Genomic DNA, 21852 nt, shown 5'->3' with positions numbered 1-21852 from the left:
TCTCAATTTACCTCTGTCTGAAGAATTCGTTTTCCGTGGTGCGGGCGGTGCCTGACGGAATCAGGCGCCGCCCCTAGACGCTGAAGCTCGCTTAAGCAAGCTTCTCCTTGACTTCGGCCGCGACGTTTGCCGGGACTTCGTCGTAGTGGCTGAACTGCATCGAGTACTGCGCACGGCCCTGGGTGAACGAACGAAGCTCGTTCACGTACCCGAACATGTTGGCCAGCGGCACATTGGCTTCGACGGCCTGCGCGTTGCCGCGGGTGTCGGTGCCCTGGATCTGACCACGACGGCTGTTGAGATCGCCGATGACGTCACCGAGATAATCCTCGGGGGTCACGACCTCGACCTTCATGATCGGCTCGAGCAGCTTGATGCCCGACCGTTCGGCCACTTCGCGCATCGCACCGCGACCGGCGATTTCGAACGCGATCGCGCTCGAGTCGACGTCATGGTACGCACCGTCATACAGGGTGACGGTGAAATCGATGATCGGGAAGCCGACGAGATAGCCGCTCTCGGCCTGCTCGCGGAAACCCTTCTCGATGGCCGGGATATATTCCTTGGGAATATTACCGCCCTTGATTTCGTCCGAGAAGACAAAACCCTGGCCACGTTCGCCGGGCTGCACCTTGACCTTGACGCGGCCGAACTGGCCCGAGCCACCCGACTGCTTCTTGTGGGTGTAGTCCACATCGACCGGCTTGCCGAGGTATTCGCGGTAAGCCACCTGCGGCGCACCGACGTTTGCCTCGACCTTGAACTCGCGCTTCATGCGATCGACGAGAATGTCGAGGTGAAGCTCGCCCATGCCCTTGATGATCGTCTGGCCCGATTCGTGATCGGTCGTGACGCGGAACGAGGGATCTTCGGCGGCCAGGCGGTTCAGGGCGACGCCCATCTTTTCCTGGTCGGCCTTGGTCTTGGGTTCCACCGACAGTTCGATAACCGGTTCGGGGAATTCCATGCGCTCGAGGATGATCGGCTTGGACGGATCACACAGCGTATCGCCGGTGGTCGTGTCCTTCATGCCGGCCAGCGCCACGATGTCGCCCGCATAGGCTTCTTCGATGTCTTCGCGGTTGTTGGAGTGCATCAGCAACATGCGGCCGATCTTTTCCTTCTTGTCCTTTACCGAGTTCAGGACCTGGCCCTTGGCCAGCTTGCCCGAATAGATGCGGGTGAAGGTGAGCGAGCCGACGAACGGATCGTTCATGATCTTGAACGCAAGCGCGCTGAAGGGGGCATCGTCGCTCGAAGGGCGCTCGGCCTCTTCGTCGCTGTCGGGCAGAACGCCCTTGATGGCCGGAACGTCGAGCGGGCTCGGCATGTAGTCGACAACAGCGTCGAGCAGGGGCTGGACGCCCTTGTTCTTGAACGCCGAACCGCAAACCACGGGAACGAACGCGCGGGCCATCGTGCCCTTGCGGATGAGCGACTTGAGCGTCGCCACATCGGGTTCGTTGCCTTCGAGGTACTGTTCCATGATGTCGTCGTCGAGTTCGACGGCGGCTTCGACCAGCTGTTCGCGATACTCGGCAGCCTTGTCGGCCAGATCCGCCGGGACTTCGACGTAGTTGAACGACGCGCCGAGGTTTTCGTCTTCCCAGACGATACCGCGCATGTTCACCAGGTCGACAACGCCCTTGAGATCGGATTCAGCGCCGATCGGGAGATATAGCACCAGCGGCTTCGCGCCGAGACGGTCGATGATCGACTGGACGCAGTAGTAGAAATCCGCCCCGGTACGGTCGAGCTTGTTGATGAAGCACATCCGCGGAACGCCGTACTTGTCGGCCTGGCGCCAGACGGTTTCGGACTGCGGTTCCACGCCGGCAACGCCGTCGAAAACTGCGACCGCGCCGTCGAGCACGCGAAGCGAACGTTCGACTTCGATGGTGAAGTCGACGTGTCCGGGCGTATCGATGATGTTGATGCGGTGCTTGGGACCTTCACCGTCTTCGGCCGACCAGAAAGTGGTCGTCGCGGCCGACGTGATGGTGATGCCGCGTTCCTGCTCCTGCTCCATCCAGTCCATGGTCGCGGCGCCGTCGTGGACTTCGCCGATCTTGTAGGACTTGCCGGTATAGTAAAGGATACGTTCGGTCGTGGTGGTCTTGCCGGCATCGATGTGGGCCATGATGCCGATATTGCGGTAACGCTCCAGCGGATACTCGCGGGCCATGTGGAATTCCTCGAACTCGGGGGTGACGATCGCTCGGCCCCCATATGGGTGTTTGTATGACCGGTTAAAGACGGTGGCTGCACGACCAGTCGCCGTGCAGCCCCGTTCCAACCGTTCCGCTTACCAGCGGTAGTGCGAGAAGGCGCGGTTCGCGTCCGCCATGCGGTGCGTGTCTTCGCGCTTCTTCACGGCGTTGCCGCGGTTGTTGGCCGCATCCATGAGCTCGCCCGAAAGACGCGCCGACATGGTGGTTTCCGGACGTCCGCGCGCGGCGGTGATCAGCCAGCGAATGGCCAGCGCCTGGGCACGCTCGGGACGAACCTCGACCGGCACCTGGTAGGTTGCACCACCAACGCGGCGGCTGCGAACTTCCACCTGCGGCTTGATGTTTTCAAGTGCGGTGTGGAACAGCTCCACCGGGTTCGCCTTGGCCTTGGCCTCGACCACGTCGAGCGCGGTGTAGACGATACCTTCAGCAACGGCCTTCTTGCCGTCATACATCAGGTTGTTCATGAACTTCGAAAGGACCTGATCACCAAACTTGGGATCGGGCAGGATTTCCCGCTTCTCGGGACGACGACGACGACTCATTGGACTATCTCCTTGTCCCGGATCTTACTTAGGACGCTTCGCGCCGTACTTCGAACGGCTCTTCTTGCGGTCCTTGACACCCTGCGTATCGAGCACGCCGCGCAGGACGTGGTAACGAACGCCGGGAAGGTCGCGCACACGGCCGCCACGGATCAGCACGACGCTGTGTTCCTGGAGGTTGTGGCCTTCGCCGGGGATGTAGGAGATGACTTCGCGCTGGTTGGTCAGGCGAACCTTGGCAACTTTACGCAGAGCCGAGTTCGGCTTCTTCGGGGTCGTCGTGTAGACGCGGGTGCAGACACCGCGCTTCTGCGGGTTCTGTTCCATCGCAGGGACCTTGGACTTGGCCTTCTGCGGAACGCGGCCCTTGCGGACCAGCTGGTTGATCGTCGGCATGATTTCTCACTTCACCGTTATGAAGGTGACACTGCTGGCCGAGTGAGTGGACTGTAAAAGGTCCGCGCAAAGCCCGCACGGCGCTGTGCAAGCGCCAAAAGCGGTAGATCGCGCGAGCCTGAAACGCTCCACCCATCGGCCATCCGGCCACCGGGTTACTTTGACGGCTGCCCCGAAGCGAACACCAGCGCCGCAAGGGCGAGGTCCGCTGCAATAGAAAAGAGCCCGAGTGCTTCGCACCAGGCCCCCGGGACAAAACCGGCAATGTTCAGCTCTATTTGGCCGGGCGGGACGAATCCTGCACCGGATGTGGGCGCGCTTAGTGAAGTTTGCACTGGCGGTCAAGAGCAGGCGGAGGCGTGCCCCCCCCCTCACCCCGCCCTCCGATCACGGCGCAAATGCGGGCCGCAACCGTGGCGATCAACCCGACCCGTCAGCGCCGCGCAAATAGCCCCGTCAAGGGCCATCGGCAGTCATATCGCGCGCACCTCATCCCCTCTTTCCGGCCCAATCCGCTTGAAAGCAATCACGAAACTTTTGCGCCTGTGGCTTCGGGCGGACTTTCTCGCCAATACCCTCGTGCCCGGCTATGCTTCAACGCGTGGTGCTTCGGATTTAGAAGGGGTTTTCGATGAATGACGGCGACAGGATCGATGCCCCGCTGCGCTGGCGCGGTACCTGCGGCGATGCCTCGATCACCACCATGCTGGAAGATGGGCGCACCGTTTGCCTGCGAACGGTTGCGCCCGCAGACGAAGGGCTGCTGCGCGAAGGGATCGCGCGCATGTCGCCGCATTCGCGCTACCTGCGGTTTTTCTCCGGCGCGGCCAGCCCGCCGGACTGGGTGATCGACCGCCTGCTCGATGCCGACGGCGTCCTGCATCTGGCATGGGGTGCGATCGATACCTCGATCCCGGAACACCCCGCAATCGGCGTGGTCCACGCCATGCGGCCCGATGCGGACGCACAGATCGCGGAATTCTCCATCGCGGTGATCGACGATTACCACGGGCTTGGCCTGGGCAGGTTGCTGTCGGCCACCTTGCTGCTCGATGCAGCGGGTGACGGGATGGATCTGCTGACGGCGCATGTCCTGGCGGAAAATCGCGCCGCGATCGATTTCGTGCGCAAGCTGGGCGCTCACGTGGTGGGGCAGGACGGGCCGACGATCGAATACCGGTTCGAAGTTGCCGATGCTCTCGAACGGCTACGCCGCGAAACGGACCCGCCGGGCCTGACCGATGTATTTTCCCACTTCGACGCGCTCAATCGCGCGTGAGAAAGCCAACCAGCGCCTTGACCTTCTTGGTCCGCCATTGCGGGGTCGGCGCAACCAGCCAATAGGCGCGCGTTCCGGGAACCGGCCCCTCGAGCACTTCGAGCCGACCCGCCGCAATCGCATCCTTGGCGAGCAATTCGGGCAGGATCGCCTTGCCCAGCCCAGCCAGCGCGCTCGACAGCGCCTGTCCGGCGTTTGAAACGGTAATGTGCGCGACCTGCCCTTCCTGAAGCGGCAATCCCCAGTCGATCCAGTGATCGGGCGCACCCGGAGCGGCCACGGTCACCCGCCGCGCTGCATCCAGTTCCACGCCCTGGAGATCGCCCGGGCCGTCGACCAGCCGGATCGCGCAGTCGAGGTTGGCCTCGGTGAAATCGGCGTTCTCGTCAGCCACGAAGGCAAAGCGGATGTCGGGATTGTCCTTGCCGAATTCGGCCAGCCGCGGGGCCAGCCACTGGGCGTAAAATTCCCGCGGGCAGGCCACCGTGTAACTGTCGGATGCCTGACCCGCCTGCATCGCGGACACGCTTTCCTCGAACTTGAGGAAGCCTTCGCGCAGCGCATCGAGCCCCGCCGAACCTTCCTGCGTCAGCTCCAGTCCCTTGCTCGTGCGCCGGAAAAGTACCGTTCCGAGGTGATCCTCGAGCGCGCGAATCTGCTGGCCCACGGCTGCGGGTGTAACCGCCAGTTCGTCCGCAGCGCGGGTGAACGAAAGGTGCCGTGCGGCGGCATCGTATACGCGCAGGGCGTTGAGAGGCAGGTGCGTTCGTTTCATTGGACACGCGACTTAGGCAATGCTGCGATGCGGCACAAGCCGTGAGCGTCATTCCCCCCACCCGATTTGCGGTTGTCACGCCCCCGTAACATGCGCCAGACAGGGCGGATGGCACGGATCCCACTGGCAATGAACGACGAGCCCTCCCTCGCCGAGGCACCCCGCCTCGATGCGCCCGAGACGCGGTACGTCAATCGGGAACTCAGCTGGCTGTCGTTCAACCGGCGTGTTCTGGCCGAAGCCGAGAACGAAGCCTACCCGCTGCTGGAGCGTCTGCGCTTCCTGTCGATTTCCGCGAGCAATCTCGACGAATTCACGATGATCCGTATCGCCGGCCTCGAAGGCCAGGCCAGCCGCGGGATCGAGACCACCGGTATCGACGGGCGCGATCCGCGCCAGCAGCTGACAGCCATTCGCGCCGAAGTGCTCGCCCTCGTTGCACGCCAGCAAAGCGTCCTCGACGATCTTCGTCACCTCCTCGCGATCGAGAACCTGTGGATCGCCACGACCGAAGATTTGGACAAGGTGCAGCTCGCCTGGCTGCAGACCTATTTCGAGAACGACATCCTGCCGATCATCACCCCGCAGGCGATCGATCCGAGCCACCCTTTCCCCTTTGTCGCCAACATGGGCACCGGCGTGATCTTCCGGCTCAAGCGGGGCAAGCGCAAGGCCGATCTGGTCGAAATGGTGCTCATCCCCAGCGGCGCGCCACGGTTCGTGCGGGTGCCGGGGGACAAGGCGATCTACATCTCCATCGAACAGCTGATCGTCCGGTTCGCCAGCCTGCTGTTCCCCGGTTTCAAGATCCTGGGCGATGGCCTGTTCCGCGTCCTGCGCGACAGCGATATCGAGGTGGAAGAAGAAGCCGAAGACCTGGTGCGCTTCTTCCGCACGGCAATCCAGCGTCGCCGGCGCGGCCGCGCCGTGTTGCTGGAACTGGATGACGAATGCGACGAGGCGGCCGAGGCCCTGCTGCGCGAACAGCTGGAGGTCGACGCCGCGATGATCGTCAAGACGCCCGGAATGCTGGGCCTTGCCGATCTGGCCGCGATCTGTGCCGAACCGCGCCCCGATCTGAAGTTCGAACCGTTTTCACCGCGCTATCCCGAACGCATTCTTGCCCATGACGGCGATTGCTTTTCCGCGATCCGCGAGAAGGACCTCGTCATCCACCACCCTTACGAAAGTTTCGAAGTGGTGGTCGATTACCTCCGACAGGCGGCCAGCGATCCTGCGGTCGTTTCGATCAAGCAGACGCTGTATCGCGCAGGGGACCAGTCGCCGGTGATCGCGGCGCTGATCGAAGCGGCCGAAAACGGCAAGGCGGTGACCGCCGTGGTGGAACTGAAGGCGCGCTTCGATGAAGAACGCAACATCCACTGGGCGAACGAACTGGAACGCGCCGGCGTGCAGGTGATCTACGGGTTCACCGAATGGAAGACCCACGCCAAGGTCAGCCTTGTGGTTCGGCGGGAGGAAGAAGGCTACCGCACCTACTGCCACTTCGGCACCGGCAATTACCATCCGGTCAACGCGCGGATCTATACCGATTTCAGCTATTTCACCGCCGATGCGGCGCTGGGCCGCGATGCGGCCAAGCTGTTCAATTTCGTAACCGGATATATCGAGCCAAGCGAACTGGAGAAGCTGTCCCTTTCGCCCCTCGACCTGCGCGAAAAGCTGTTTGCCCTGATCGACCGCGAAATCGCCAACGCGCAGGCTGGCAAACCGGCCGCGGTATGGACCAAGCTGAATTCGATTACCCATAAGGGCCTGATCGACAAGCTTTACGAAGCCAGCGCGGCGGGCGTCGAAATCGACATGGTCGTGCGCGGCATCTGTTCGCTGCGCGCGGGTGTCCCAGGCCTGTCCGAGAATATCCGGGTGAAATCCATCATTGGGCGGTTCCTCGAACATGGCCGGCTGTGGTGCTTTGCCAACGGCAAACCGATGCCCGGCAAGCAAACCGAAGTGTTCATCACCAGTGCCGATGCGATGAGCCGCAATCTCGATCACCGTGTCGAAGTGCTGGTCCCCGTCACCAACCGCACCGTGCACGACCAGCTGCTCGACCAGGTGATGCTGGCCAACATACTCGATACTGAACGCAGCTGGCGGCTGCGCCCCGATGGCGAATACGAACGGATGCGGGTTGGCCCGGGCGGGTTCAATTGCCACGAATATTTCATGGCCAACCCGTCGCTGTCCGGCCGCGGATCGGCCCTGTCCGAACACGAAGTTCCCCGCCTGACGCTCAAGGGTAAACACGCGTGACCCGCAGGACCGGTTCTGCCCGCCGGCAGCCCCGCCCCCCGCGCGCCGTGATCGACATCGGGTCCAACACGGTCCGCCTCGTCATTTACGAAGGCACGGCTCGCGCGCCCGAAGTGGTGTGGAACGAAAAGGTCGCCGCGCGGCTCGGGCGCGACCTTTCGGTGACCGGACGCATACCCCCCGAAGCGGAAGACGAAGCGCTGGCGGCCATCGCGCGTTACGCCCTGATTATCGCGGACCTCGGCATCGAGGACGTCCAGACGGTTGCCACGGCAGCCGCGCGCGACGCCGATAACGGGCCTGAATTCCTCGGCAAAGTGGCTGCACTGGGCCTGCCGCCCCGCCTGCTTTCGGGCGAGGAGGAAGCCTGCGCTTCGGCCATGGGCGCGTTGGGCGCCTTCCCCGGCGCGCACGGCGTGGTGGTGGATTTGGGCGGCGGCAGCATGGAGCTGGTGTCGATCGGGGACAACGCCTGCCACCACGCCCGTTCGCTGCCCTTCGGCACGCTGCGCCTGCCCGCGATGCGCGCCACCGCCGGTTTCGAAGGCCGTATCCACGAAGCGCTGAAAACCGTCGGTTGGGCAGCCGCGCATCCCGGCCCGCTTTACATGATCGGCGGCACCTGGCGGGCGCTGGCCGCCTATGCGATGCGCGAACTCGATTATCCGCTTACCGATCCGCACGGCTTTGTCCTCTCGGTTGAAGATGCCGACCGGATGGCGCGCGACCTGGTCGATGCCGATCCCGAAAAGCTCATGCAGATCGGCGGCATTTCGGAAATGCGCGCGGGCTATTTGCCCGACGCGGCCGCGCTGCTGCGCCCGCTGCTGGCGGAGTTCGAGCCAGAGGCCCTGGTGTTTTCCAGCTGGGGTATCCGCGAAGGGCTGCTCTATTCGCGGCTCGACGATCTCCAGCAGCGGCGTGATCCGCTGCTCGCGGGGATATCCGCCTTCGCCGCGCCGCGCGATGCGCATGTCACCGACGCGACACTGGTTTCCGCGTGGACCGCGGACCTCGTCGAAAACGCGCAGCCGGGCGATGAACGTGTCAGGATCGCCGCAGCGCAATTGGCCGCTGCACTGCGCCGGGTGGAACCGAACCTGCGGCTCAATCACGCCGTGGAATGGTCGCTCGACAAACGGTGGATCGGGCTCGATGCGCGCGGCCGCGCGATGCTGTGCGCCGCCATGGTTGGCACGCTGGGTCGGCTGGCCCTGCCCGATCGCCTGCGCGTGCTGGCCAGCGACGACGATCTTCGCGAAGGCACCACGTGGGGTCTTGGCCTGCGGCTTGCCCAAAGGCTGGGTGCAGGCACACGGGAATCGCTGGCAAACAGTTCGCTGCGGCGCGGGGCCGATACGCTGGTCCTGCACCTCGACCAAAGCCGCGCCGCGCTGGCCGCGGGTCCGGTGGAACGCGAACTGGCCATGCTGGCCGACTGGCTTGGCCTGAGGGCTGAGGTGATGATCGAACAGTAGTGTTTACGGCGGGGTTTGAGGCCTTCTCAACTGCCAATAAGCTGCCTTGACCAACGCCCGGCGATCTTTCTCACGAGCGCGACGATTGCGATCGACAAGGCCAGTCCCAGCACGAAGGTGAATACCGCCCCCGCCACCAGCGCCCAGGCAGGTTGGTCCGGCGGAATGGTGCCCCCAACAGCCTTCGCAATCGGGCGCAACAAGGGGCCGTGAACAAAGTATATACCGAAGGAATAGGTTGCGGCGAGCTTCAGGAAACGCGCACCTGCGACCGGGATTTTCCCGACGTGATCCTTGAGCGCCACCAGTATCAATCCTGCCGACGACAGCCGGAAGACATAGAAGGCACTTCCGACCAGCGATGTATGGCCGAGCGTGTCGAAATCGGCGATGTCCAGCAAACAGATTGTCAGGACAGAGGCAATCGCGGCCACCGCGAACCAGCGCCACTTGGATGCAATGGCGCAGACCCACCGATCCACATCGCGCCCAACCGCGAGGCCGACGATATAAACTCCCGCAAAATAGACGATCATCTGCGGGGTGATCGTTGTGCCCGTTCGCGACACGACAAGCGGCAGCAGCGCCAAAAGCACCGCAAGCCACGTCAGCGCGCGGGTGTTCACCAGGCGCAATAACAGTGGGCTGAGAACATAAAGGATGGCGATGACGGGGATATACCACAGGGTATTCCATGCCTTGCCCAGCAGGATATTGCGCCCGATCCGTTCCGGCAATTCGGCCACGACGGCTGGATCGAGACCCCCCCTGCCCGCCAACGCCAGCGTAAGGGCGATGGTCACGACCACATAAGGGACGATGACGGCGAAAAAACGCGATCGCAGGTATTCCGAATACGCTTTGCGATGCATCACGTGGGCAAAGGCGATCGCCGAGATCAGGGCGAAATAAACCGTTGCGCCGCGGCCAAGCAGATCGAACCCGGTCCGCACCGGGTCAAACCCGTCGTTCACGCGGACCACCCCGCGGTTCAAAATTGCATTGCTTGCATGGATCATCACCACGCACAGGATGGCGATTCCGCGAAAGTAATCGAGATAGTCGATGTGCCTCGATCCGCCTCGACGCCCAGGGGCTGGCGTATCGCCGGCGCGTGATGCCGACGTTGCCAAACGATCACCTGTCGAGGCGTTCCATGGCCGAGCCCGGATCAACCGCTCATTCTTCTGGGTGGAAATTTTCGCTGCAGGATGATCGGGTGGTTCCAAAATTTCGCCAACAGTTTCTCTGGCTCAGCGATAGTGTGGATCGCCGCTCCGGTGTGGGCGCAAAAGTATGAAGTCGGGAAAATCTGGATAGCATTACACAGATTTAGCTAGCACAGACCCGATGCAAGCCATCGGCCCCGTCACGAAGACGCGGGCAATATCACGGAGCCAAGTTCAAAACTACGGATCAGGCCGCGTGCGTCCGCGCCACACCGACCACCGGACCCTGGCGGTGCTTCAGTCCGCCGTCGCGGGCGCTGCCAGCGGGAAATACGGGATGCGGATTTCCATCGGCGATCCGTCTTCCGCGTGGAAAGTGTAGAAGCCTTCCATCGAACCATGCGGCGTTTCGAGCGGGCAACCGCTGACGTAATCGTGGCTTTTGCCGGGCATCAGCACGGGCTGTTCGCCGACCACGCCTTCGCCATCGACATGGGTTACGAACCCGCGCCCATCGGTGATGCGCCAGTGGCGGGTGATCAGCTTCACGCGTTCGTGCGAATGGTTCTCGATGCGGATGTGATAAACCCAGAACCATTTCCCCGCGTCGGGCTGCGACTGCTCGGGAAGGAAGTTCACCGCGACGCGGACGGTAATCCCGTCGGTCGTGGCCGCATGCTGGAAAAGCTCCTTTATCACACGTCACAAATTAGGTGACGCAAGCGCGGCCTGCAAGGCGGGGCCGGCACATTTCCCCCGCCACGAGATTGGCGCGGTTCTGACGAAATTGGTTAAGATCGATTTACCGATACCCATGACGAACCGCTAACCTCGTCAGCCTAGCTTTCCCTGACCATGGGCGAAAACCGCTTTCGGGGGGAACTGTCATGATTGGATCCATCGCACGAATGCTTCGTCGCCTGAGAGGCGATGACAGGGGCAACCTGCTGCTGATGGCCGGTGCCGCCCTGACCGGCCTGGTCGGTGCAGCGGGCATCGGTGTGGATACGGTCCAGTGGTACCTGTGGAAGCGCCAGATGCAGCAGGCGGTGGACACCGGCGCGGTGGCGGGGGCCATCGCCATGGCATACGGACGCGACCATTCGATATCCGTGAACAGCGAAGTGTCGCGCACGGCAAACACCGCCTATACCATCGAAGCGATCAACACGCCGCCGACAAGCGGCGCCTATCTCGGCGATGCGAGCGCGATCGAAGTGATCGCGACGACCAGCCAGACCCTGCCCTTTTCCAGCGTGTTTCTTCCCACCGCACCAACGATCCGTACCCGCGCGGTCGCGACCACCGTCGCGGTGGGTACGCCGTGCGTCCTCGCCGTGGCGACAAGCGGCACGGGCATCGAGGTGTTCGGCGGGGCGCAGGTGGGGCTCGATTGCCCCGTGGCCTCCAATTCGCCCGGAGGGGTTTCGGTGGATGTCGGCGGGTCGAGCTATCTCGATTCGGACCTTATCATGAGCGTCGGGGGCATCGATTACGGGTCTGAAAACATTCCGGGCGATGCGGCCATCGTCCCTTACGGCCTGCCGGTGGAAGACCCGTTGGCCAACCGGCCGCTGCCCTATTCCAGCACCGGCTGTGTAGCGAACAATTACAACGTCAATCCGAACAGCTACGCCGAACCGACACCGGGCACATACTGCAACGGGATGCGCATCCAGGGAACGGTGAAGCTGCACGGCGGCGTTTATGTGATCAAGGGTGGCACTCTGGCCATCACGTCGCAAGCCGATGTTTCCCTGTACGGCGATGGCGGCGTGACCTTCGTCCTTACCGGTACGAACGCGAACAACGTGGCGACGATTTCGATCAACGGCGGGGCCGAGATCGACTTGCGGGCGCCAACGAGCGAGGAAAACGCCACGTGGAGCGGCATCCTTTTCTATCAGGATCCGATGGGTGCAGCGACGCACACCGTGAACGGCGGGTCGGACATCAATCTGGAAGGCATCATCTACATGCCCACGGGCGACCTGACCTATAACGGCGATTCGACGCAGGAAGCACAATGCCTGCTGATCGTGACCGAGCGGATCCGTTTCGGCGGGACCAACAATATCGAGAACAACTGCAATCCCGATATCAACGGCTGGCAAGGCACGGCCCGCGTTATCCGGGTGGTGGAGTAGGACCGATGATATTTTCCTTCATCCGTCGCCTCGTCCGTGACCAGAGCGGGGTGGGTTTCGTGGAGCTGGCGCTGGTCGCGCCGATGCTTGCGCTGATGTTCCTGGGCATGATCGACATGAGCAAGGTCGTGGCGGCACGGGTCGATCTGGAACAGGCGGCCCAGCGCACCACCGACCTCGCGCTCGGCAGGAGGCCGCCGAACGGCAACACCGGGTATCTGGTGACCGAAGCGGTCGCCGCTTCGGGCGTCCCGTCCAGCGGCGTGACCGTGCTGCTGACGCTCGAATGCGATGGCACCGTGCAGAACCAGTACACAGGGTCGTGCGAAGTCGGCCAGGTGACCAAGCGGTTCGCCAGCGTTTCCATCCGCAAGCAGGTGTCGACCGGCTTCAACTGGAGGGTGTTTGGCGCCATGTTTACCGGTCAGAACGCGGCATACACCCCGATTACCGTGACGGGTGACAGCGTGGTGAGGCTGCAATGATACGCCGGTTCCTGCGCGATGCCCGCGGCTCGATGGGTCTGGAATTCGGCCTTGCGTTGCCGGTGCTGATCGCGCTCATCATCGGCGTGCTCCAGTTCGGGCTGATCCTGAACGCCAACGGCGCGATGCGCCATGCAATGGGTGAAGGGTTGCGGCTGGCCAAGGTCAATCCCGCAGCCACCGAAACCGCCGTTCTGACCCGTACGCGCGACACGCTGATCGGGGTCGACCACGCCGGTATCCAGGCGCTCACCTTTGCGCGCGGCACCACCAACAACGTCGGCACCGGCACCATGACGATGACCATCCAGATGACGCCGGTGATCCCGTTCGCGCCGATACCGCCGATCGTGCTGACGCAGTCAAAGACAGTCTACCTGCCCAGCTGATCGCCGGTCAGGGTTTTCCGCCGGTCAGATATTCCTCGAGCTGGCCGAGCCGTTCCTTGCCGAACCACATTTCGTCATCGACGAAAAAGGTCGGAATGCCGAAAGCTCCACGCTCCACCGCGTGTTCGGTGTTCGCCGCAAGTTTCTGTTTCACAGCATCATCCTGCGTGGCGGCCAGCAGGCGATCGGCATCCAGCCCGGCGGCGGCCAGTTCCGCGTGAACCGCCCGCGCGTCGGAACAATCGATGTTGCGCTCCCACACCGCCGGTTGCAGCGCATCGACGATAGCCTGTGTTTCCGCCTGGTCACGCGCGGCGACCAGCACCCGCTGAACCATTATGGAATTGAACGGCAAGGCCGGATGCATCCGGAATTTCGTCATCGAATGCCTATCGATGAAGCGCTGGAATTCACGCGCGGCGTAGGGGACCTTGCCCCTTACATCGGCATCGCGCATCATCGGAGGGGCGTTGCCCGTCAATTTGTGCATTCCGCCGAGAAACACCGGCGTCACGACCAGATTTGCGCCGGTTCGGGCGGCGATATCCTTCAACGGATACCAGGCGAGATACCCGTTGGGTGCCGCCAGATCGAGAATGAACTCGACGGTCTTGGTCATCAGAATTGCTCCTTCCACGGGCGCACATCGAGCTCCAGCGTCCACGCGTCGCGCGGTTGCTTCCACAGGCGGACATATTCCTCGGCGATATGCGCAGGCGTCAGCAATCGGTCGTCCTCGAGGCGCTCCTGCCAGTCGGGATAGATGCCGCGGATGAAATCGCCATCGACGGCCCCGTCGATCACGATATGGCCCACGTGAATCCCCTGCGGACCCAGTTCGCGGGCCATCGATTGCGCCAGGGCGCGCAGTGCGTGTTTCGCCCCTGCGAATGCCGAATATCCGTCACCGCCGCGCAGGCTTGCGGTTGCACCGGTGAACAGGATGGTGCCGGTGCCCCGCGGAACCATGTGGCGCGCGGCCTCCCGCCCCGCCAGGAAACCGGCGAACGCGGCCATTTCCCAGACCTTGCGGTAAACCTGCGCCGTCGTTTCGCGGACGCCGAAGCGTACGTTGGCCCCGATATTGAACACGACCACTTCCAGCGGACCGATTTCGCGTTCGATCCGTTCGAACAAGGCAACCGTCTCGTCCTCGTCGCGCGCGTCGACGCCGAAGGCATGGGCTGTTCCGCCAGCCTCCCCGATTTCGGCGACCAGCGTATCCAGCTTGTGTTCGTGGCGCGGACGGCGGGTAACGCACGCCGCCAGTCCTTCGCGTGCAAAGCTGCGCGCAATGGCGCCACCAAGACCGTCTCCGGCCCCGACTATCAAGGCCGCGCCACCGCTCACAAGCCGGCTGCCGACAAGGCCCGGTCCAGGTCTTCCTTCACGTCCTCGACATCCTCGAGCCCGACGTTGATCCTCAGCAAACCTTCGGTCACACCCATCGCATCGCGCGCTTCCTGCGTCATGCCGGCGTGCGTCGTGCTGGCCGGGTGGCACAGCAGGCTGCGCGAATCCCCGATGTTATTCGAGATATCGACCAGTTCGAGCGCATCGAGCAACGCGAAGGCGGTTGCCCTGTCGCCGACATCGAAGGCGAAAATCGGGCCGGTTGCGACCATCTGCCTCGTCGCCAGTTCATGGCGCGGGTGGCTCGGAAGTCCGGGGTGGAGTATCTTGGGCACACGCGCTTCGATGGCGTTGCCCAGTTCCACCGCATTTTCACTTTGGCGGCGAGCGCGCAGATCCAGCGTCTCCAGACCTTTCAGCACCACCCACGCGTTGAACGGCGCAAGATTGGGTCCGGTGTTGCGCTGGAACGGCAACAGATACTCGTCGATCCAGTCCTGCGAACCGCACACGGCGCCGGCCAGCACCCGGCCCTGCCCGTCCATCAGCTTGGTTGCGGAATAGGCCACCACTTCCGCGCCGAAATCCAGCGGACGCTGCAGCGCGCTGGTGGCAAAGGCGTTGTCGATGACCGTGGTAATCCCGTGCGCTCGCGCCACGGCGCACACATGCGCGAGGTCCACCACGTCGAGCGTGGGGTTCGCGGGGGTTTCGAAAAAGAAGACCTTGGTGTTCGGCCGGATCGCAGCTTCCCACGCATCGTCATCGGCGCTGTCGACGATGGTGGTTTCAATCCCGAAACGCGGCAGCAGCGAATCGAGCAGCCAGCGGCACGATCCGAACGCAGCGCGCGCGCCCACCACATGGTCGCCCGCCGACAATTGGCACAACAACGCCGCGGTCATCGCGGCCATCCCGCTTGCCTGCGCGCGGCAGGCCTCTGCCCCTTCCATCAACGCGATGCGTTCTTCGAGCATGGCGACGGTGGGGTTCTGCAGGCGCGAATAGGTCATGCCCTGCGCTTCGCCGGCAAAGCGATCGGCAACGGTCTGCGCGTTGTCGTAGGTGTAGCCCGATGTGAGGAACAGCGCCTCGCTCGTCTCTCCATGCTCGGATCGCCAGGTGCCGCCGCGCACGGCCTGCGTGGCGGGGCGCCATCTGGAAGTAATCGAGCGGTTGGTTCCGGTGGTCTTTTTCATCACCTGCGGAGATAGCACGGAGGGGACGCGCGGCAAGCAGCTTAGGATTCCAGCGCGGCAAGCCCCGCTTCACCGATTTCGCCGCGGCCTACCGCTCGCAGCATCTGCGCGCCTTCGATGGCGGTGAGAACGCGGCGCGCGCCATGCGCCGGATCGGGATCGGCTTCGGGGAGATGGTCTTCGACCCAGCCCAGCAGACGATCCATGATCGCGCCCGCCGCCGCGAGATAGGCCTCGTTTCCCTGCGCGCAGCCGGCCACGATGTCCCACCATAGCCGGAAGAAGGGCGCAAATTCCCCCCTATCGGTAATCGTAAGCACCGTTCGGGCGCATTCGTTGCGCGAAGTGGCCCGCCCGCTGGGAAACGCCGTGTCGAGCGCCCCTGCGAACATGGCCGCGATATGATCGAGCAACGCGGCGACAAGCGCATCCTTGTTGCCGAAATGGTAGATCAGCATGCGGTCGCTGGTCCCGGCAGCCCTGGCCAGCGGGCGAAGCGACAGATCGGCAAGCCCATGCTCCATCACATGCGCCGCAAGCTGCGGAAGCAGGATTTCACGCGAAAGGCGAGGTGGCGACATCGTTCTGTTGTAGCGAGTGCTACACTCCGCTACAAGTGTAGCACTCGCTACATAACGACTCGGGAACTTGCCATGTCAGCTTTTGAAATCCTCGCAATTGCCGGTGTGCTGGCCGCACTGGGTGTGCTTGTCCATGTCGCCACAGTGACCGAAAAGACCGGCAGCCATGCTCTTGCCGCCATGCTGGCCGGGGGTTTCGGCGGCTTCACGGCTATCACGGTCTTTCGCGAAGGCGTGATGCCCGTATGGCTCAATCACACGCAGAACCTGTGGGGCGTGCAAGTGTGGTGGGACCTGCTGATTTCTGTCGGCATTGCCCTGTTCTTCGTAGTGCCCAGGGCGCGCAGCGCGGGCATGAATGTCATTCCATGGATTATCTTCGTCGCGCTGACAGCCAGCATCGGGCTTTTGGCCATGGTCGCCCGCCTTTTCTGGCTGGAGAAGCACACAACCGCCTGAACGCGCTTGCCGGGCGCGCACGGCTTTCCTAAGCCCATCTGCGATGAGCCGCGCGCCCGAGCAACCCCGTGACCCACTCGGCTGGTGTGCAGCCCTTGCGCTGGCGTTCTGGATCGCCTGTCTGCCGTGGCTGTCCGTGGTCGCAGAACCTTACTTCGACGAAGTCCACTATCTGCCCGCCGCGCGCGAGCTGTTGGTGCTGGGGGAATTCACCAACCGCGAACACCCGCTGCTCGGCAAGGAATTGCTCGCGCTGGGCATGGCAATGTTCGGCGACAACCCCTGGGGCTGGCGTCTTTTGCCGACGATGTTCGGCGCTCTGGCGCTGTTTGCGTCGATGCGCGCGCTGTGGTTCGCCAGTCTCAGCCGCTTTGCGACGCTGGCCTACGGCGTGTTGCTTGCAACCGGCTTTCATCTGTTCGTCCAGTCGCGCATCGCGATGCTCGATATCTTCTACATCGCGTTCCTCGCCGTGGCCGGCTGGCAATTTGCGGCGGCGATCCGCCAACCGGAAGAAGGCCGTTTTCGGCTGGCGCTGACCGGCGCCGCGCTGGGCCTGGCGCTGGCATCCAAATGGAATGCGCTGGCGGTGGTGGCCCTGCCGGGTCTGGTGTTTCTCGTGGCACGGTGGATGGCCGGACGGCGCAGGCTGCTGCTCAGCCGCAGGGGCGCGCCGGTACCCGGCATGACCTTGCTCGAAGCGGCCTTCTGGCTCGGCCTGTTCCCGCTGGCCGTCTATGCCGCCACCTTCATCCCGGCGTATTTCTTTACCCTTCACCCCATCACCGAAGGGTTGGTGTTCCACCACCGCTTCATGATCGACATGCAGCAACAGGTGATCAAGGCGCATCCGTATCAATCGACCTGGCAGCAATGGGTGTTGAACGCCCGCGCGATCTGGTACCTTTACGAACCCGTCGGCGGTGTGCAGCGCGGCATCATGCTGGTTGGCAATCCGTTGACGATGATACTTGGCCTGCCCGCCCTCGCGTGGTGTGCGCTGCACGGCATCCTTCGCGCCAATCGCGCGGCTCTGGGTGCGGTGGTCCTTTACGCAAGCAGCCTGGGATTCTGGATCGTGGCGGCAAAGCCGGTCCAGTTCTATTACCATTATGCCCTGCCCAGCATGGCGTTGCTGGCGGCGCTGGCGCTGGCGTGTGATGCGCTGTGGCGCGGGGGATGGCGCATGATGGCGGTGGCGCCGATCATCGGTAGCGTCGCGCTGTTCGCGTGGTTTTACCCGATCCTCAGCGCGGCTCCGCTTGAAGGGCCCAACAGTTTCGCCGTGTGGACCTGGCTCGAAAGCTGGCGATAGCGGCGCACAGCCGTCAGAGGATGCGAAGCCCCACCGGCTGTTGTCCGATCAGTAACGGCCCCAGACGAACCGGCTCGACAGGGCGTAATTCCACACCGAGCCGATACCAATGCCGACCAGCGCCGCAAGCACTTCGTGCAGGCCGCGGTCGTGCAACGTCGTGGCAACCGCAACGTTGGCGAAGGCCCCGATGGAACAGGCCGCGATGAAGCTGGCCCAGCCCCAGAACACCTTGCTGGCTTCCTTGAGGCGGCGGTCGCGGTAGGTGAGGAAATTGTTGAGCCAGAAGTTGAAGGTCATCGCCCCGAAGGTCGCGACGGCCTGGCTCCAGCTGAAATTCGTGCCGGCCAGCAGCAGGAAGGCGTAAAGGATCGCCATGTGCACGCCCACGCCGATCACCCCGACCGTTCCGAACAGGGCGAACCGTGTCGGGATCACGCGGCCGAAGCTCTTGTCGTAAAGTCCCGCCAGAAAATCGAGGGCGATGGCCCGGTCGAGCTTGGATTCGCCGGAACGGCGCGCGGAAAAGTTCATCGGGAAATCCTTCACCTTGAGCGGCGTTTCCGAAGTGGCAAGCAGGTCGAGCAGGATCTTGAACCCGATGCCCGAAAGGTTCGGCACCAGCGATCGGGCGATCTCGGTGCGAAGCATGAAGAACCCGCTCATCGGGTCGGAAAGGTCCACACCCGTCAGCTTGCGGGCCAGCGCATTGGCGACGCTGGACAGCTTTTCGCGGTCGGGGCGGCCCCATTCTTCCATGCTCGCGCCATCGGCAAACCGGCTGGCGACGGCCACATCGGCCTCGCCCGATTTGACGCAGGCGAGCATGTCGACAAGCAATTTGGGATCGTGCTGGTGATCGGCGTCCATCACGGCTGCGTATGGCGCGGCGGTGGCGCAGAACCCCTCGATCGCGGCGCTGGACAGGCCGCGGCGGCCGATCCGCTGGATCACGCGAACGCGCGGATCCGATAGCGCAATGCGGCGCGCTTCGTCCGATGTGCCGTCCGACGAATTATCGTCGACGATAAGCACTTCCCAGCCAGACGTGCCCAGCGCACCCTCGATCCGCTCGACCAGCGGGGCAAGGTTGTCGCGCTCGTTGAGCGTCGGCAGGATGATAGCAAGGTCCAGAGGACGTGCGGTGGTGGCCGCTACGGGCTGCATCGAAGGGGTCATATCCATTGCTTGACCCGCTTACGGGCCAATTCTCAAGATATGGTTACCAGCTTCCTAACAATCGCATCGCCGATCTCGCCGGTCGAGGCGGTCCCGCCTAGGTCGCCGCCAAGCACTCCATCGGCCAGCACCAGCGACACGGCGCGTTCGATATGCCCCGCCTCCTCCTCGCGGCCCAACGAATGGCGCAGCAGCATGGCGAGGCTCAGGATTGCGGCGATCGGGTTGGCCTTGCCCTGCCCCGCGATATCGGGTGCGCTGCCGTGGATGGGTTCGTAGAGACCGAACGTGCCGTGCGCGGTCTGGCGTTCGCCAAGGCTTGCACTGGCCAGCAGCCCGATGGAGCCGACAACTGCGCTTGCCTGGTCGGACAGGATATCGCCGAACAGATTGCCGGTGACGATGGTGTCGAACTGGCCCGGGCTGCGGCACATCTGCATGGCCGCGTTGTCGACATACATGTGATCGAGCTCGACATCGGGATAGTCGCCAGCGACCTCGATCACGGTTTCGCGCCAGATGCGGCTGGTTTCCAGCACGTTGGCCTTGTCGACGCTGGTCAGTTTCTTGCGGCGCTTCTGGGCAGCACGAAAGGCACTGTGTGCGATACGCCGGACTTCGGCTTCGTTATAGGACATGGCGTCCCAGCCTTCGCGGCCGCCGGGACTTTGCCGTTCGCCCTTGTCGCCAAAATATACGTCGCCGTTCAATTCGCGCACGACCAGCAGATCGATCCCGCGGGCCAGCTCCGGCTTCAACGGCGAAAGGTGCTCCAGGCCCGGAAAGCCTGCGGCGGGCCGCAAGTTGGCAAACAGCCCCAGTTCGGCGCGCAAACCCAGGATCGCCTGTTCGGGCCGCAATTCGCGGGGCAAATCGTCGCACGAGAAATCCCCCACAGCGCCGAACAGGATTGCGTCCGATGCGCGCGCCATCTCCAGCGTTTCTTCAGGCAGCGGCCTGCCATGACGGCGATAGGCGACCGCCCCCACGTCGCCTTCGAACAGGGTCAGGCCGGGCAGCGACAGCGTGTCCAGCACACGCAGGGCCTGCGCCGTGACTTCTGGTCCGATCCCGTCACCGGGAAAAACTGCGATCTTCATTCCACCATCCGTGCCAGCCGCGCTCTCAAGAGCGTTCTTGCGGCTAGAACGTCGGCCCGCGTGTCGGCAAGCAGGTAGCGCGATATTTGCGGCTCCAGCCGGTCGAGAATTTCCAGCGCCTGCCCAAGGTCGGCTATCTCGGGTCGTTCTCCGCCATAGCCAAGTTCGCGCAACAACAGCGTTTCATAGCCCACCAGACCTTCCACCCACCCCCGTGCGGATGGCGCGTTGCAGATGGCATCGAGCAAACCCAGCAGTGCGGAATAGAGGCTGGGATAGGCGTTGCGTTCGGGAAGGACGGCGGCGGTAATCGCCGTTGCCCACGCAATTGCTGCGGCAGGCAGCGGTTCACCCAGCCACGGCCCGCGACTGGAGACGAGTTCGAGGCGCGCAAACGGCAGCTGGCTGTCGGACCTGGCGCGGATTTCGGCCTGAACCACATTGCCCGGGATCATCACGGGACGCAGTTGCCTGCCACGTCCACCGGCGACATAGGCAGCCACGAGGCCGCCTTGTTCGGTCAGCAACCGCGCGATCACCGCCGTTTCCCCATGCGGGCGCGCGGCAACGAGAATGGCGGGTGCGGAAAGGTGCATCGGTATCCCCTACCACACGGCAGGGGCGGCGATCACTTGATCCTGGCTTCGAGTGCGGCGATGCGATCGGCCAGCTTGTCGGCCTCTTCGCGGGCGCGGGCGGCCATCGTCTTCACCGCGTCGAATTCCTCGCGGGTGACGAAATCCATCCCGCCGAAACTTTCCCGGGCGCGTTCGCGCGCGGCGTCACGCGCTTCGCGGCCCATTCCGGCAAGCGTGCCGGCCGCCGAATTGGCGAGTTTGACGAAATCGGCGATGAGCGGGTTCTGGCTTTGCATGGCAGCTATTTAGGCGCGGCAGGCGGCAACATCAATTGCCGATACGCACCCGTTCGACCGCCCCGCTGTCCCCCATGCCGCCATCGGCATCCGGATTGAGTTGCAGGAACTGGAAATTGAGCGCCGTGGCGAACAACACCCATGCAAGATACGGCAACAGCAGCAACGCGGCCAGCCGCCGGATCTTCCAGAACATCGCGATCACCACGATCAGCGTGATGTCGATCATGCCGATCACCACCAGCGCGGCGGAGATGTTCTGGGCGGCAAAGAACACGGGCGACCATGCCAGGTTCAGCAGGAAATGGACCACGAAAGCCTCAAGCGCAGCCCCGCGCCCACGCGCGCCCCACGCCGATGCGACCAGCGCAACGGCAACGCCGATCATGATGTACAGTGTGGTCCACACGATGCCGAACCACTTGGGTTCAGGGTAGATCGCGGGTTTTTCCAGCGCCTGGAACCACGCTGAATCCGGCCCGGCAGCGGTCCCCGACAGGAAACCGAGCAAAACGATCAGGGGCACAGCAAACAGCGCCCAGCGAATGAAACTCGCGCGCAGTTGCCCGCGCGACGCCAGCATGTTCATGCAATCTCCCCGGTTTCCCGATTCGTTTCTCG

The 21852-nt window shown here is 63.4% G+C and carries 23 protein-coding genes; 8 read left to right on the top strand and 15 right to left on the bottom strand.

The features are described 5' to 3' along the window. Positions 1-91: 91 nt before the first annotated feature. From fusA to rpsL, 3 genes are all read right to left on the bottom strand, one after another. Positions 92-2185, bottom strand: a complete 2094-nt coding sequence (fusA, locus tag VR863_RS03355; protein WP_324827012.1) for an elongation factor G — start codon at positions 2183-2185, stop codon at positions 92-94. 120 nt (positions 2186-2305) lie between these two features. Continuing rightward, the gene (gene rpsG / locus VR863_RS03350; RefSeq protein WP_324827011.1) at positions 2306-2776 is read right to left on the bottom strand and encodes a 30S ribosomal protein S7; all 471 of its coding nucleotides are present in this window, start codon (positions 2774-2776) and stop codon (positions 2306-2308) included. A 24-nt stretch (positions 2777-2800) separates the two neighbouring features. Next, entirely contained in the window at positions 2801-3172 is a 372-nt protein-coding gene (rpsL, locus tag VR863_RS03345; protein WP_324827010.1) for a 30S ribosomal protein S12, read from the bottom strand. Between the two features lie 631 nt (positions 3173-3803). On the opposite strand from rpsL, the gene VR863_RS03340 reads away from it, so the two are divergent. Continuing rightward, on the top strand, positions 3804-4451 hold the full coding sequence (locus VR863_RS03340; RefSeq protein WP_324827009.1) for a GNAT family N-acetyltransferase: 648 nt from the start codon (positions 3804-3806) through the stop codon (positions 4449-4451). On the opposite strand, the gene VR863_RS03335 is transcribed toward VR863_RS03340, so the two are convergent. After that, entirely contained in the window at positions 4438-5226 is a 789-nt protein-coding gene (locus tag VR863_RS03335) for a LysR family transcriptional regulator (protein WP_324827008.1), read from the bottom strand. The two genes, VR863_RS03340 and VR863_RS03335, sit on opposite strands and share 14 nt — an antisense overlap. A gap of 129 nt (positions 5227-5355) precedes the next feature. On the opposite strand from VR863_RS03335, the gene VR863_RS03330 reads away from it, so the two are divergent. Both VR863_RS03330 and VR863_RS03325 read left to right on the top strand, forming a co-directional pair. Next, a complete protein-coding gene (locus VR863_RS03330) occupies positions 5356-7503 on the top strand; it encodes an RNA degradosome polyphosphate kinase (protein ID WP_324827567.1) in 2148 nt (715 codons plus the stop codon). Next, positions 7500-8981 (top strand): Ppx/GppA family phosphatase, encoded by a 1482-nt coding sequence (locus VR863_RS03325; RefSeq protein WP_324827007.1) that lies wholly within the window; start codon positions 7500-7502, stop codon positions 8979-8981. The genes VR863_RS03330 and VR863_RS03325 overlap by 4 nt, the downstream gene beginning before the upstream one ends. 26 nt (positions 8982-9007) lie before the next feature. Here the strand turns inward: VR863_RS03325 and VR863_RS03320 are convergent, their stop codons facing one another. Both VR863_RS03320 and apaG read right to left on the bottom strand, forming a co-directional pair. After that, positions 9008-10114: an acyltransferase gene (locus tag VR863_RS03320; protein ID WP_324827006.1), complete on the bottom strand. Its 1107-nt coding sequence runs from the start codon at positions 10112-10114 to the stop codon at positions 9008-9010. Positions 10115-10447: 333 nt separating this feature from the next. Beyond that, entirely contained in the window at positions 10448-10846 is a 399-nt protein-coding gene (gene apaG, locus VR863_RS03315; RefSeq protein ID WP_324827566.1) for a Co2+/Mg2+ efflux protein ApaG, read from the bottom strand. Between the two features lie 191 nt (positions 10847-11037). Between apaG and VR863_RS03310 the strand changes: the two genes are divergently transcribed. The 3 genes from VR863_RS03310 to VR863_RS03300 are packed head-to-tail and all read left to right on the top strand — an operon-like array spanning position 11038 to position 13171. Beyond that, positions 11038-12297 carry a TadE/TadG family type IV pilus assembly protein gene (locus VR863_RS03310; RefSeq protein WP_324827005.1) on the top strand — a complete coding sequence of 420 codons (1260 nt, stop codon included), beginning with the start codon at positions 11038-11040 and terminating at the stop codon, positions 12295-12297. 5 nt (positions 12298-12302) lie between these two features. Continuing rightward, on the top strand, positions 12303-12782 hold the full coding sequence (locus VR863_RS03305; protein WP_324827004.1) for a TadE/TadG family type IV pilus assembly protein: 480 nt from the start codon (positions 12303-12305) through the stop codon (positions 12780-12782). Then, positions 12779-13171 carry a TadE/TadG family type IV pilus assembly protein gene (locus tag VR863_RS03300; RefSeq protein ID WP_324827003.1) on the top strand — a complete coding sequence of 131 codons (393 nt, stop codon included), beginning with the start codon at positions 12779-12781 and terminating at the stop codon, positions 13169-13171. Before VR863_RS03305 ends, VR863_RS03300 begins: the two co-directional genes overlap by 4 nt. 7 nt (positions 13172-13178) lie before the next feature. On the opposite strand, the gene VR863_RS03295 is transcribed toward VR863_RS03300, so the two are convergent. Genes VR863_RS03295 through VR863_RS03280 form a run of 4 tightly spaced genes read right to left on the bottom strand, consistent with a single transcriptional unit; the run spans position 13179 to position 16304 of the window. Beyond that, complete coding sequence (locus VR863_RS03295) at positions 13179-13790, bottom strand: 2-hydroxychromene-2-carboxylate isomerase (RefSeq protein WP_324827002.1); 612 nt, start codon at positions 13788-13790, stop codon at positions 13179-13181. Further along, positions 13790-14503 (bottom strand): SDR family oxidoreductase, encoded by a 714-nt coding sequence (locus VR863_RS03290; protein WP_324827001.1) that lies wholly within the window; start codon positions 14501-14503, stop codon positions 13790-13792. Before VR863_RS03290 ends, VR863_RS03295 begins: the two co-directional genes overlap by 1 nt. Positions 14504-14517: 14 nt before the next feature. Then, positions 14518-15723: a trans-sulfuration enzyme family protein gene (locus VR863_RS03285; protein WP_324827000.1), complete on the bottom strand. Its 1206-nt coding sequence runs from the start codon at positions 15721-15723 to the stop codon at positions 14518-14520. Between the two features lie 41 nt (positions 15724-15764). Next, complete coding sequence (locus VR863_RS03280; protein ID WP_324826999.1) at positions 15765-16304, bottom strand: TetR/AcrR family transcriptional regulator; 540 nt, start codon at positions 16302-16304, stop codon at positions 15765-15767. Between the two features lie 72 nt (positions 16305-16376). Between VR863_RS03280 and VR863_RS03275 the strand changes: the two genes are divergently transcribed. Further along, complete coding sequence (locus VR863_RS03275; protein ID WP_324826998.1) at positions 16377-16763, top strand: hypothetical protein; 387 nt, start codon at positions 16377-16379, stop codon at positions 16761-16763. A 43-nt stretch (positions 16764-16806) separates the two neighbouring features. Next, positions 16807-18078 carry a phospholipid carrier-dependent glycosyltransferase gene (locus VR863_RS03270; RefSeq protein ID WP_324826997.1) on the top strand — a complete coding sequence of 424 codons (1272 nt, stop codon included), beginning with the start codon at positions 16807-16809 and terminating at the stop codon, positions 18076-18078. Positions 18079-18126: 48 nt separating this feature from the next. Here VR863_RS03270 and VR863_RS03265 read toward each other — a convergent pair whose 3' ends face one another. From VR863_RS03265 to VR863_RS03245, 5 genes are read right to left on the bottom strand one after another with little or no spacing between them, the layout of a single operon-like run. Next, positions 18127-19257, bottom strand: coding sequence for a glycosyltransferase family 2 protein (locus tag VR863_RS03265; RefSeq protein ID WP_434784960.1), 1131 nt, complete (start codon positions 19255-19257; stop codon positions 18127-18129). Positions 19258-19289: 32 nt separating this feature from the next. Next, the gene (leuB, locus tag VR863_RS03260) at positions 19290-20357 is read right to left on the bottom strand and encodes a 3-isopropylmalate dehydrogenase (RefSeq protein ID WP_324826995.1); all 1068 of its coding nucleotides are present in this window, start codon (positions 20355-20357) and stop codon (positions 19290-19292) included. Beyond that, positions 20354-20953 (bottom strand): DNA repair protein RecO, encoded by a 600-nt coding sequence (recO, locus tag VR863_RS03255; protein WP_324826994.1) that lies wholly within the window; start codon positions 20951-20953, stop codon positions 20354-20356. The genes leuB and recO overlap by 4 nt, the downstream gene beginning before the upstream one ends. Positions 20954-20985: 32 nt before the next feature. Next, a complete protein-coding gene (locus VR863_RS03250) occupies positions 20986-21231 on the bottom strand; it encodes an accessory factor UbiK family protein (RefSeq protein WP_324826993.1) in 246 nt (81 codons plus the stop codon). Between the two features lie 31 nt (positions 21232-21262). Next, positions 21263-21820 carry a TspO/MBR family protein gene (locus tag VR863_RS03245; protein WP_324826992.1) on the bottom strand — a complete coding sequence of 186 codons (558 nt, stop codon included), beginning with the start codon at positions 21818-21820 and terminating at the stop codon, positions 21263-21265. Positions 21821-21852 lie beyond the last annotated feature (32 nt).

The sequence above is a fragment of the Qipengyuania zhejiangensis genome (genome assembly GCF_035607565.1).
Taxonomy (GTDB): domain Bacteria; phylum Pseudomonadota; class Alphaproteobacteria; order Sphingomonadales; family Sphingomonadaceae; genus Qipengyuania; species Qipengyuania zhejiangensis.
The sequence above is the reverse complement of the archived record's forward strand: the minus strand, read 5'-3'. Positions and strand labels throughout refer to the sequence as shown.